This window comes from Spongiibacter sp. C9W, assembly GCF_057370015.1.
The window spans coordinates 2,661,433-2,673,821 of the sequence record NZ_CM170672.1; the positions used below are offsets into that span (position 1 = coordinate 2,661,433).

Annotated in this window: 10 protein-coding genes; 7 read left to right on the top strand and 3 right to left on the bottom strand. The window is 54.8% G+C overall.

The window, feature by feature from the left end:
* Positions 1–141: 141 nt before the first annotated feature.
* From AC2Q8J_RS12615 to AC2Q8J_RS12625, 3 genes are read left to right on the top strand one after another with little or no spacing between them, the layout of a single operon-like run.
* On the top strand, positions 142–309 hold the full coding sequence (locus tag AC2Q8J_RS12615) for a DUF2065 domain-containing protein (protein WP_338061844.1): 168 nt from the start codon (positions 142–144) through the stop codon (positions 307–309).
* A gap of 20 nt (positions 310–329) precedes the next feature.
* Positions 330–1,499 (top strand): ATP phosphoribosyltransferase regulatory subunit, encoded by a 1,170-nt coding sequence (locus AC2Q8J_RS12620; RefSeq protein WP_486451446.1) that lies wholly within the window; start codon positions 330–332, stop codon positions 1,497–1,499.
* Positions 1,500–1,528: 29 nt separating this feature from the next.
* Positions 1,529–2,821 carry an adenylosuccinate synthase gene (locus tag AC2Q8J_RS12625; protein ID WP_486451447.1) on the top strand — a complete coding sequence of 431 codons (1,293 nt, stop codon included), beginning with the start codon at positions 1,529–1,531 and terminating at the stop codon, positions 2,819–2,821.
* A 97-nt stretch (positions 2,822–2,918) separates the two neighbouring features.
* Here AC2Q8J_RS12625 and AC2Q8J_RS12630 read toward each other — a convergent pair whose 3' ends face one another.
* Positions 2,919–4,265, bottom strand: coding sequence for an OprO/OprP family phosphate-selective porin (locus tag AC2Q8J_RS12630; protein ID WP_286693960.1), 1,347 nt, complete (start codon positions 4,263–4,265; stop codon positions 2,919–2,921).
* 335 nt (positions 4,266–4,600) lie between these two features.
* Here AC2Q8J_RS12630 and AC2Q8J_RS12635 point away from each other — a divergent pair, with 335 nt between their 5' ends.
* Entirely contained in the window at positions 4,601–6,277 is a 1,677-nt protein-coding gene (locus tag AC2Q8J_RS12635) for a serine/threonine protein kinase (protein ID WP_486451448.1), read from the top strand.
* 96 nt (positions 6,278–6,373) lie between these two features.
* Positions 6,374–9,082: a TonB-dependent receptor domain-containing protein gene (locus tag AC2Q8J_RS12640; RefSeq protein WP_204996188.1), complete on the top strand. Its 2,709-nt coding sequence runs from the start codon at positions 6,374–6,376 to the stop codon at positions 9,080–9,082.
* Between the two features lie 95 nt (positions 9,083–9,177).
* On the opposite strand, the gene AC2Q8J_RS12645 is transcribed toward AC2Q8J_RS12640, so the two are convergent.
* Complete coding sequence (locus tag AC2Q8J_RS12645; protein ID WP_486451449.1) at positions 9,178–10,305, bottom strand: tetratricopeptide repeat protein; 1,128 nt, start codon at positions 10,303–10,305, stop codon at positions 9,178–9,180.
* Positions 10,306–10,391: 86 nt separating this feature from the next.
* Positions 10,392–10,712, bottom strand: a complete 321-nt coding sequence (locus AC2Q8J_RS12650; RefSeq protein ID WP_486451450.1) for a 2Fe-2S iron-sulfur cluster-binding protein — start codon at positions 10,710–10,712, stop codon at positions 10,392–10,394.
* A gap of 88 nt (positions 10,713–10,800) precedes the next feature.
* On the opposite strand from AC2Q8J_RS12650, the gene AC2Q8J_RS12655 reads away from it, so the two are divergent.
* Together AC2Q8J_RS12655 and AC2Q8J_RS12660 are read left to right on the top strand one after the other, a co-directional pair.
* Complete coding sequence (locus tag AC2Q8J_RS12655; RefSeq protein ID WP_486451451.1) at positions 10,801–11,328, top strand: nuclear transport factor 2 family protein; 528 nt, start codon at positions 10,801–10,803, stop codon at positions 11,326–11,328.
* A 1-nt stretch (position 11,329) separates the two neighbouring features.
* Complete coding sequence (locus AC2Q8J_RS12660; RefSeq protein WP_486451452.1) at positions 11,330–12,202, top strand: SDR family NAD(P)-dependent oxidoreductase; 873 nt, start codon at positions 11,330–11,332, stop codon at positions 12,200–12,202.
* The last annotated feature ends 187 nt before the right edge of the window (positions 12,203–12,389 follow it).

The following is a 12,389-nucleotide window of genomic DNA, read 5'->3' on the forward strand; positions in this document are numbered from 1 at the left end:
TCGAAAGCGCCCTGCCAATGCCGCCATTGGCGGCGATTGTGGTATCATCCGCGAATCCGGGCAGGGGACATGCAAGCAGCACGTTTCCTGGCGCGGATTTTTTGTTTTTAGCGGGTGGGATCAATGTGGCAGGAATTGGCAGTGGCCCTCAGCTTAGTGCTGATCATTGAAGGCATTTTGCCCTTTCTGAGTCCTGACCGCTGGCGCATGCTGGCCTATCGCATGGCTGATTTAGACAGCCGTTCTGTTAGGTGGGTGGGCCTGCTGAGTATGGTGACCGGCCTGCTAATGCTGAGCGTCTTGCGCTGACTTCAAGAGATTGTGGATTTATGACCCTGGTTGATCGTTGGCTGCTCCCAGATGGAGTGGAAGAACTGCTGCCTGAACAGGCTCAGCAGGTAGAGAGCCTGCGCCGCAAACTGCTAGACCTATACCAGCGTTGGGGCTACGAGTTGATCGTTCCACCCATGTTGGAATACACCGAGTCACTGCTGGTTGGCTTGGGCAGCGACATTGACCTGATGACCTTCCGGGTCACCGATCAGCTGACCGGTCGGCTGATGGGGCTGCGCGCAGACATTACCCCCCAGGCGGCGCGTATTGATGCTCACAGCTTAAAACGTGAAGGCCCGGTGCGTCTCTGTTATGCGGGCAGTGTGCTGCACACCCGGCCGAAGAAGCCATTGGCTTCGCGCTCGCCGATCCAGCTCGGTGCAGAGTTATACGGCGACAACAGTCAGGCCAGTGACCTGGAAATTATTTGTCTGATGCTGGAAACGCTGCGCGTTGCCGGCCTCAGCGAGTTGACCTTAGATATCGGTCACGTGGCGGTCTATCAGGCGGTGGTCGATGCCGCTGGTCTCAGTGACGAGCAAGAGCAGCGCTATTTCGACATATTACAGCGCAAGGCCGTTGCCGAATTAGGGACCTTTATTGATGAGCTGGCGGTTGATGGCGAAACGGCTAAACAGCTCAGTGGCCTGAATGCCCTGCACGGCGGCGATGATGTATTGCAGCGCGGCCTTGAACTGTTCGCCAATATTCCGGCTGCGGTTGATGCCATCCACACTCTACAGTCGTTGCAGCAGCGCCTCACGACGCGCATGCCGTCCCTCAGTTTCTACTTCGACTTGGCCGAACTCCGAGGTTTCCACTATCACACCGGTTTGGTGTTTTCGGCGCTAGTGAGTGAGCACGGACAGGCGCTGGCCTCCGGTGGTCGCTATGACGATATTGGCAAGGTATTTGGTCGCGCGCGCTCGGCTATCGGTTTTAGTCTTGATCTAAAAGCCCTGCTGTCATTGGTTGCGGCACCGGCTGAAGTGAAGGGAATTTTTGCGGCGCACAGCGACTCGGCTGAGCAGTGGCAAGCAATACAGCAGCTGCGAGACGCGGGCGAAAAGGTCGTCGCGGGTTTGCCGGGGCAGCAGCCTAGCGAAGCGTGTGATCGCCAATTAATTGAACAGAACGGCCAGTGGCAAGTACAGCCACTGGGTTAAGTCACAACCTGTTATCCAGAGATGCGGATATGAGTAAGAATGTAGTGGTATTGGGCACCCAGTGGGGTGATGAAGGCAAAGGCAAGATCGTCGATCTGCTGACGGATCAGGCCAACGCGGTCGCCCGGTTTCAGGGTGGCCATAACGCCGGCCATACTCTGGTTATTGACGGTGAGAAAACCGTTCTTCACTTGATTCCATCAGGTATCTTGCGCGAAGGCGTCACCTGCCTGATTGGCAACGGTGTGGTGCTGTCGCCAGAAGCCCTGCTCAAAGAAATGGCCGAGCTCGAAGAGCGTGGTGTACCAGTTCGCGAGCGCCTGCGCTTAAGCCCCGCTTGCCCGCTGATTCTCCCTTATCACATCGCTTTGGATAATGCCCGCGAGATAGCACGTGGCGCTGCCAAGATTGGCACGACCGGCCGCGGTATCGGCCCGGCTTACGAAGATAAAGTGGCGCGCCGAGGCTTGCGTCTGGGTGATGTATTTAATGCCGAGCGCTTTGCCGAAAAGCTGAAAGAAGTGATGGAGTATCACAACTTTACTCTGACGCAGTACTACAAGGCAGAGGCGGTTGATTACCAAAAAACCCTGGGTGAAGCCCTGCAAATGGCTGAGCAGCTTCGCCCGATGGTTGTCGATGTTACCAGTGCCTTGCACGCCTACCGCGAAGAGGGCGCCAACATCTTGTTTGAAGGTGCTCAGGGATCATTGCTGGATATTGACCACGGCACCTACCCCTTTGTCACCTCGTCCAATACCACCGCGGGTGGCACGGCGACCGGTAGTGGTTTTGGTCCGCTGTACTTGGATTACGTGCTGGGTATCACCAAGGCCTATACCACGCGTGTGGGCAGTGGTCCGTTCCCGACGGAGTTGTCTGACAATGTGGGCGAGCACCTGGCCAAGCAGGGGCATGAATTTGGTGCAACCACCGGTCGTGCCCGCCGCTGTGGTTGGTTTGATGCGGTCGCCCTGCGTCAATCAGTGCGTATCAATAGTGTAACCGGCTTGTGCCTGACGAAGCTGGATGTGCTCGACGGCCTGGATACTGTGAAGGTATGTGTGGACTATCGCAACGCTGCGGGCGAGTCGATTTCTGCGCCATTTGATTGTGAAGACTACGATCAAATCACGCCAGTGTATGAAGAACTGCCAGGTTGGTCTGAGTCGACAGTGGGTGCCAAGTCGCTGGATGAGCTGCCCGACAATGCCCGCGCCTATATCAAGCGCATTGAGGCGTTGTTGAATGTGCCCATCGATATCGTGTCCACCGGCCCAGACCGCGTTGAAACTATCGTACTGCGCCACCCCTTCGCCTAAGTAAGCGGCGGCGATCTCAGGCTTTGCTGCCAAGATCGAGTGATAAAAAAAGGCCATGCATTGCTGCATGGCCTTTTTTGTTTCCGGGGTCGTTAGCTTAGAACGCCCACTGTGTGCGGATAGCAAAGCTGTCGATGTTGTCAGCAACCTCGCCTTTATCGTTCTGGATCGCGCCGCCGTCCAGGTCGTAGCTGCGGCTGTAATCAAACAGCACGCGCATGTTGCGGCTCAGATACCAGTTCAAACCCAGGGTAAAGCGCTTGGCTTCGCCGCCACTGATATTGTCATCTTCCAGATCAATTTGATCAAAGCGTGCAGCGACTTCCAATGCGCCCCAATCGCCGGTGCTGGCATTGAATGGCGTGTTCACATTGAAGTACTTAAATTCGCCTTCAGACGCTTTGTAGCGGCGTTGACCACCAAAGATACTGTAGCCGAGTTGCACGTAGTGCGCGGAAAAGCTCAGGTCGTCGCCACTGTCACGGCTAACATTGTTCGCTGCAATCTCACTTTGTACCGACCACGCACCGTGCATGGCGGCAAATTCGAAAACGCCTATCTCGACCTTGTCCATGTCGGCAACGCTGGCGTTAACGGGCTTAAGGTCAGAGAAGTTAGTGGTTTTATATGAGAACGAGGGGCTCTTGCCATTCGCCAAACCGTCGTCGCTGGTTTTGCGCAGGCCATAAGATGCACCCACGTGGACAACGGTATTGTCATTCAGAACCGGGGCGAAGCTGGCGCGCGCGCCGAAACCGTGGCCTTCATCGGCATCATTATTAGAAATGCCGTCGCCGAACAAACCGGCTTTAGCGTGCCAGTTGCTGCCACCGCTGGCTGCTGTGATGCCAATGGCGCGGTCAAAGTAGGGCGTGGTGAGTGCAGCAACCAGTGAGCGCTCGGTGAACATTATGTCGTTAGAGCTTTCTTCTACTTCCATGCTGACCGCATGCTTTTGGTTACCGACAGTCAATGTGATCGGGGCAGAGGTCAGTTTGTAACTCAGGTTGGCGTCTTTAACGCTGACCTTGTTGCCCGCGAAGTCACTTTCCAATACGTACTTCCAGCGACCGTTCAGTTTGCCTTTAGCGTAGAGACGAGCGCGGCGGATTTGTGTGCCGTCAATTGCATCTTCCTGGTTGGCGAACGCTTCGTGGTCGTGTGTGGCGTAGTCGGCGTGCAGGCGACCGCCAATTTGTATGCTGGCTTGCTTGTCCGCACTTTCAATCTTCAGGCCTTTGCTGCCCATGCTGACGGTCGCTTGCTGTTGTGCGCGTCGCGCTTGTTCGGCCTGCAGTGATTGCGCTTCCTCGGCACTGATAATGCCTTTTTCTTGTAGAAGCTTCAGCAGGGCGGAGTCCTGCTGGTTATCGGCGAAGGCGTGGCTGGTTGCAAGGCAGGCTGCAATTGATGCGCTGCATGCTAAAGAAGAGATCGTTTTCATTGTTTAGGCACCCAAAATGAAAGAAGTGGCACTTATGTTACAAACCGGCGACAAGTGTATTTCTGTTTTATGACATTTTTATGACTTGCAGGTGGCATTACTCCCTGTTTTTTACCAGGCAGGGGCTCGCTGAGCCCCTGCGTTGTTCTCTAAGGCCTTGTTATTCAAATACAAATTAGCTTCTTATGGCGGCTTTGTCTAAAAAATAAGCAAAAAACACCGGCTGAAACATTTTCGTCATAGTTTATTCACTGAGTTGTCACTTTGCCTGCCTAACATACGCCTCAACGACAACAAGCTATGCCCTATTTAAAAGGTTCCGGAGATAAGTTCCCATGAAAAAGCTTTTCGCAATGACAGCAATGGCCTCAGCGATGGCGCTGGTAGGCTGTGGTGGCGGCGGTGATATTAATATCAACGCCCAAAACAACTCTGTAGACAACAGCACCGGGAATGGTGGTGGTACGCCTTCCAATGCCTGTGCGTCTTATAGCGATAACGGCGTAACCCAGCAAGGCAGCCTGGACGGTGTGAACTGCATCTACGGTCCTGACTTTGTGAGCCTGACCAACCCGATCGAAACGCCTGCCGGCAACCCGGTTGTATTTGCCAAGCTGAGCAACGGCGGTGTGCACATCTTCCGCGATAGCCTGGTAGTGGGTAAAAACTACGATAACGATGCAGACTTGAATGCAGCAGGCATCACCAAGGGTGGTGACGGTGCAAGCATTCAGATCGAAGCTGGCACTACGTTGGCCTTCCAGTCTAGCGACGATTACATGGTGATTAACCGCGGTTCACAAATCATTGCAGAAGGCGAGATGAACGCGCCCATCACTATCACGTCAGTGTCAGATGCTGTGGAAGATTCCGTTGGCGCTGAGGACGTGCAACAGTGGGGCGGTTTGATCATTAACGGCTTCGGTGTCACCAATAAGTGTTCTTACACCGGCTCTTTTGCGAACAACAACTTGGCGACCAGTGACTGTCACGTTGCTGCAGAAGGTAAAGCGGGTGCTGGCCAAACGCATTACGGCGGTGACAACAACGAAGATAGCTCGGGTACGCTGGAATACTTCATTGTTAAGCACACCGGTTTCGAAGTTGAGGAAGACAACGAGCTGAACGGTATTTCTTTCAACGCTGTTGGATCGGGCACCACGGTTGATTACCTGCAAGCCTACTCAACTTACGACGACGGCATCGAGTTCTTCGGTGGTGCGGTAAACGTGGGTCACTACATCGGCATGTACGTGCGTGACGACTCTATCGATATCGATGAAGGCTACCGCGGCACGATCGACTACGCACTGGTTATTCAGTCTGAGAACGATGGCAACCGCTGTGTCGAGTCTGACGGTATTGGCAGCTACTCAAGCAAAGACCAGGCAACCATTGATGACTTCATCGCGCGCGGCTTGAACTCACAGGCAACCATCAAGAACCTGACTTGTATCGTATCCGCGACAGAGGTGAGTGGTCAGCCAAACGGTACTGGTACTCATGATCCCGGTCAGGGCATGCGTATTCGTGAAGCGCATTTCCCAACTATCCAAAATGCCTTGATCACCACCGCTTACAAAGGTGATGTGAAGCTGGCGGATGACGACTACAACTACTGTGTGCGCATTGACAACGAAGGCCTGCAAGCGGCTCAAGATGGCGATCTGAAAATTGAGAGCAGCATAATTGCTTGTCAGGACCTGACGGATGGCGGCGATCTGCCCAATGGCACCACGCAGCTGCAGTTCTTGCAGGCCAGCAACGACACTTACCAGTCGCTGGAAGCGGGTGAAGATCCCACTGCAGATGCGAATGCCAATCTGGAAATCCTGAAAGGCTTCTACTCGCTGCCACTGGCCGACATGAAAGTGAACGGTGCTGCCCCAACAGTAACACCCGCTGATGGTCGTGCCTTCATCGGCGCAGTCACCGAAGACGATGACTGGACTGCGGGTTGGGCCTACGGCTTGGACCCCGCTAACCGCGGCCAAGGCCTGTGGTTCGAATAAGCGAACGCAGAGTCTAACGCCAGAGCCGTAAAACAGAGGGCGCCTTACGGCGCCCTTTCTGTTGAAGACAGGTCAAATACGAGTAGGTCTTTACTGATGAAAAAGCAGATGATTAAAAAAGGGTTGCTGCCGGCATTTAGCCTGAGCGCTCTTAGCCTCGCCGTCTCGGCGGTGGCGCAAGAGGCCGACAGCGACCTCAGTTTTAACAAGCCATTGGAAGAAGTGGTTGTTGTTGGTCGCCTGAAGAGCACCGCCGAAAACCTGGTGATTGAGCGGCTGGAGCAAGAAGTCGCGGTGGATTTTCTCGGGGCTGAGGCGATTGGTCGTATCGGTGATTCAACCGTTGCTGCCGCGCTGCGCCGCGTGCCCGGTGTTACCTTAATTGATGACAAGTTTGTTTTTGTCCGCGGTTTGGGTGAGCGTTACTCAAGCACCTTGTTAAACGGTGCAGTGGTTCCCTCTCCAGACCTGACGCGCAGTGTTATCCCGCTGGATATTTTCCCAACGTCCATCGTGGAGAGTCTGGCGGTTCAGAAGGTGCATTCTTCTGATATGCCGGCCGCTTTTGGTGGTGGTAATGTGGACATCCGCACCAAAGGCATTCCCAGTGATCTGGTGTTTAGCCTTGAGATTGGAACGGACTACAACAGCGCCTCTGACGGCCGGCTGCTGACCTACAAAGGCGGCAGTGACGATATTTATGGCAACGACGATGGCACGCGGGCGCTTTCTTACAAGCTCAAGCAAGCGCTGCGTCAATACGGCGGTAGCCTTGATCGCAACGATATTCTCGCCGATATGCGCCAGTCAAACCCCAATGCAACACTGGCCGATGCTGAACAGCTCAACCGTGAGTTGGCGTTGAACCTGTATCGCAATATCGATATTTACGAAACTGATGACGACGATAACTTCTCTGCTGAAGTTAACGCCGGTAACCGTTTCTATCTTGGCGATGCCGAAGAGATTGAGTTTGGTGTGTTGGCTGGGCTGTCCTATGACCGCAGCTGGCGCAATAAGTCGTCGGAAGTGCGTTCGGTATCCGACGAGGACGAAGCCGAGTTCAAAAACGAGACAACGCAGAACACATCGATTGCTGCCAACCTGAATTTTGGTTTGCGCTTGAACGAAGATCACTCGCTGGAAACAACCAGCCTTTATCTTCGTAACACCGACGACAAAACCTCAGTCACCGATAGTTATGACAACGATCAGCCTGTGGGCGGGGACATCTCGGACCGTCAGTTCAGAATTCGTTTTGAACAGCGCGAGCTGGTGGTGAATCAAATTCGCGGTGAACATACTTTCGGTGAGTTGAGCCGCGAGCAGTTGGGCTGGGATCAGTTGGCCTTTGCCGAAGGCTTGAGCTTTAACTGGTTCTACTCCGACAGTGAATCGACAACTGAGATCCCCAACGAAGTTGCGGTGCAGACACGTCATGTAGAAGGCCCGAATGGCAGCACCACCGTTGCCGCAAACGCGACGGCTGCCGACTACCGTTTTACCGATCTCCAGGATGAAGTTGAGAGTTACGGTTGGGAAGTGAAAATGCCGTTCTCCAGCATGGATTGGAAAGTTGAGCTGAGCGGTGGTAACGAGTATTGGGAAAAGGCGCGTACCTATCGCCAGACCCAGTTCGGCCTGGGCTCAGTGGACGCATCGGATGCAGTGCGCAGCGGCCCACTGGATCGCGTCTACAGTGACGCGAATATTCTCGACCCCAACAATGGCTATCAAATCCAGGTGGCTGGCAGTAACTCCGAAAGTTACATTGCCGCCAACCGCGTTGATGCCTACTACGGTAAGCTCGACGTTACCTGGCAGGATACCTGGCGCGTTGTTGCTGGTTTGCGCTACGAAGACTATCAGCAAGTGGGTTTGACCTGGGATCCGCTCGACTTTGATGGTATTCCTGTCGTGAGCAATGAGTCCGGTGGTCAGCAGGCGATCATCGACGAGCTCGAAAATGCCGTCTTCACCGACGACGATACCTTCGCTTCGCTCGCGGCAACGTACATGCTGCCCGGCTTCTGGGCCGAGGACTTTCAGCTGCGCTTTGGCTACAGTGAAACGACGGTTCGCCCGGACCTGCGTGAGATTGCTGACTCCAGCTACGTGGACCCAGTGACTGGCGCGCTGGTGTTCGGTAACCCCGATGTTCGCCCGGCGCAGTTTAAAAACTACGACCTGCGTGCAGAGTGGTTCTTCAGCAACAGCGACAGCTTCACCGCATCGTTGTTCTACAAGGACATTAGTGACCCGATTGAGCTGTTCCAGGCTGCGGCGGGTGACACCAACACCGCTGTTGAAATCGTCAATGCCGAAAGCGCGACGATTATGGGTGCAGAAGTGGAGTTTATGAAGAGCCTCGGTGACTTTTCCGATGCGCTTATCCCCTTCTTCCTTCAGGGTAACTTGACTCTGCTGGATACCGAGCTGGTTGCTGGCAGCAATGCCGATGCGCCCACCAACGCTAAGCGCGACCTGGTTGGTGCCTCAGACTATGCGGCGAACTTGATTCTCGGGTTTGACTCGGCAGACGAAATGCACGCGGCAACACTGTCTTACAATGTGTTCGGCGAGCGCCTTTACTTTGCCGGCCGCAATGGTGAGCCCGACGCTTTTGAGCAGCCTTTCCACTCATTGGATGCCACCTATTCTTTCTACCCGAACCAGTCCGTTATTGTGAAGGTGAAGGTGAAAAATATTCTGGATGAAGAGCTGGAAATCGAGCGCGACGGTAAGACCACGTTCCGCGAGGAAGTGGGTACGACCTTTAGCGCTAGCATTGAATATGAATTCTAAATAAAGTCAGTAACCTTACTAAGGCGCCCCTGAGGCGCCTTTTTTATGCCCGGAATTGCTATACGGTATTAATACGCGACATCGCCGATGCCCGACTATTTGCCCTGCTTGAGTTTGGCGTGAGCAGCCTTTAGGCCGTATTCGTGGTACTTGTCGGTATTGCCCTGGCTGCGAAAAATAACGGCCGCAAACTGATAAAAACGATACTCGTTTTTGTCCAGTCGAATGGCGCGTTTGATGGAATTCAAGGCTTGGGGATAGTCGCCTCTTTCAAAGGCTGCGCGGGAGCGGCTGTAGTGCCAGAAAGGGTTGTCGCGCTGTCGAGATTCAATGACTTGCTCAAGTTGCTTAGCGCGATCTTTGCGGCCACTGCTGCGGTACAGCCGGGCCAAGTTGGAGAGTGATGCGGACTCCTCTGGGTCCAGACTCAGCGCCTTTAGAAAGGCAAGCTCGGCTTCGTCGTTATGCCCTTCTCGGCGGAATAGAACGCCTAAGTTACCCCAAATATAGGCTTCGTCAGGGCCGAGGTACAGCGCCCGGCGCAGGTAGAGATAGGCGTCGCCGTAATTTTTTCTGTTCAGTGCGCCAACGCCCAGGTTGCTGTAATACTGCGCGGCGGCGATATCGTCGCTGACTCGTTTTTGCGGATAGCGATAGTCGTAAATATCTACGCTGAAGTCGATGACTTCGCGTTGGCCATTGCCGAGGTCGACAACGGCATTGATGTGTTTATAAATCGCTGAACTGCTGTTGCTCAGCATTTCCCAGCTAGGCGGCACGCTGACTTCATTAAAATAGACATCTAGCTTTGCTTCTCGCGCCAGCGCTATAAACAATAAACTCAGCGACAAGCAGTCGCCTTGTGGGTCTTCAAAGGTGTCCGCGGCACTTTGGGTAATACCCGGTTGGTAGCGAATGCCCAATTGCCGGGGCCGCACCATGGCATCGACTAAATAGCGCAGTCTGGCGCGCGGGGTGAGTACCGGCGGTACATGCTCGTTGACGAAGTAACGCATCTCTGCGGTCACCGCGAGAATGTGTTGGTCCGGGATGTTGAGGGGCGCGGGTTGCCGGTTGAACAGCGCCTCCTGGTGCAGCAGTTGTGCAACCGCATCGCTATCCGGGGCAGCGATAAATTGCTCGAGTTGCGTGGGCTGTGTGCTGCAGGCGCTGCTCAAGAGCAATGTGGCGCTCAGTATTATTGTTTTTGCCGGGTGCTTCATTCCAGGGACTTGCCTATACCACTAAAGGCCGCGTCGGCGGCTGTTACGTTTCACAGTAACGCCGATCGCGGCAGTCAGCAAGACGCTTAGTATTGCGAGGCGGGGAGGCGTACTTCCATTCCTTCTAGGTCGTCGCGCACTTCAATTTGGCAGCTTAAGCGGCTGCCGTCTTCGGGCTCGAGTACGCCGTCGAGAATGCCTTGTTCCATATCATCGGCTGCGGGCAGTTTGCTGCGCCAGGGTTCGTCAATGTAACAGTGGCAGGTTGCGCAGCTGCACGAGCCGCCGCACTCGGCCAGAATGTCATCGATACCGCCGTCGAGTGCGGCTTGCATCAGGCTGTGACCGCTCTCGGCCTCGACTTCGCGGGCCTCGCCGTTGTGAGAGATAAAAGTGATTAGCGGCATAAAATGCTCCAGTGGGTTATTTGTGTCGTCTGCTGCTGGGTGCAGGTGGCGCAATTTTACCCTCTAGAAGGGGTGATGCCAGTCTTGAATGGAAATGTTGTCAATTGTGATGCTATTGGGCGATGTGTGTCGCTTGCAGCATGGCTATATTGCCTGTTGCATAAGCTGGGAGTGGGGAAATACGGTGACTACAGGCAAACATGAGCTAAGCCTGGCTGACCGACTGGCGCTACATGAGCTGCCAGGTCGGTACGGCGACGCAGTGGACGACCGGGATTGGGCGCAAATGGATTCCATCTTCACCGAAGACGCGGTTTTTGAAGTGCGCGGCCTGGTGACCCTGCGAGGGGTTGCAGAGATAAAGCGTTATATGGCGGAGGAGGGGCAGCATCCGCTCGCCCATTTGATGTGCAACATCCATGCCCGGGAAGATGGTGATGGCGCGCGGCTATTTTTTCGCATTATTGCTCCGGTGCCGCGCGAGGATAAAAGTCGCAATGGCTACTGTATGCACTTCGGCTCTTATTACGACTGGCTGGTGAAAACCGCACAGGGTTGGCGGGTAAGGCACCGAATTTTCTCGGCGAAACGACTAACAGAGTATGAGGAGGCCTGAAGTGAGTGAGATAAAAGTAGCGCTGGTCACAGGGGCGAGTCGCGGCGCTGGCGCGGGCATCGCTCGTGCGCTGGGTGCTCACGGTATGACGGTTTATGTTACCGGTCGCACCGTTGAGCCCGGCGATGCCAAAGCCTGGGATGGCTCGGTATTGCCCGGCACCGTTGCGGAAACTGCTGCTGCGGTAACGGCTGCGGGTGGCAAGGGTATTGCCGTGTTATGCGATCACAGTGACGACGAGCGCGTGGCCGCGGTGTTTGAACAAATTCGCCGTGAGCAAGGGCAGCTTGACCTACTGGTCAATAACGCGACCTATATGCACCCGCAGCTCATTGAGCAGAAACCCTTTTGGCAAAAAGACATCTCGGCCTGCGAGATACTCAACGTAGGATTGCGCTCGGCCTATATTGCCAGCTGGCATGCAGCGCAGATGATGGTGGAGCAGGGGCGCGGGCTTATCGCTTTTGGCTCATCATTTGGTGCCTCCTGTTATATGCACGGCCCCGCCTATGGCGCGCAGAAAGCCGGGCTGGATAAGTTTGCCCACGATATGGCCGTAGACTTGCGGGGTTCGGGAGTGAATACCCTGTCGGTGTGGATGGGGCCGCTCAAAACTGAGCGCGCCGCTGTTGCCAGCAAGGTTAACCCAGCGCAATACGAAGCCTTCAGCAAAACTGCCGAGAGCCCGGAGTTTACCGGTCACATTCTCTATGCCTTGGCCACCAGCAACCAAGCAGAGACCTTGAGTGGCCACACCGTGATCGGGGCAGAGTTGGCGCGGGAACTTGGCGTAACCGACGAGGGCAACGTCCGCCCCTCCTACCGGGAGGCTTTAGGGGAGCCGCCGAAACCCAATCCGGCGGTGGTGTATTAAAGCAAAGCTCAAGTTGCCGCTTAATGGCGAGCACTCTGGTAAGTGGGGCTTTTCGCGGTGAAAAATCCCACTTTCATACGGTTGGCTCGCTAAGCCAGCGACAAGCATAGTGGCACATGCCTATAATCCGGCGGCATGTTGCCGTTGCCCACGGTGGATGAGTGGGGGCAGCAACTGTTCAATATGG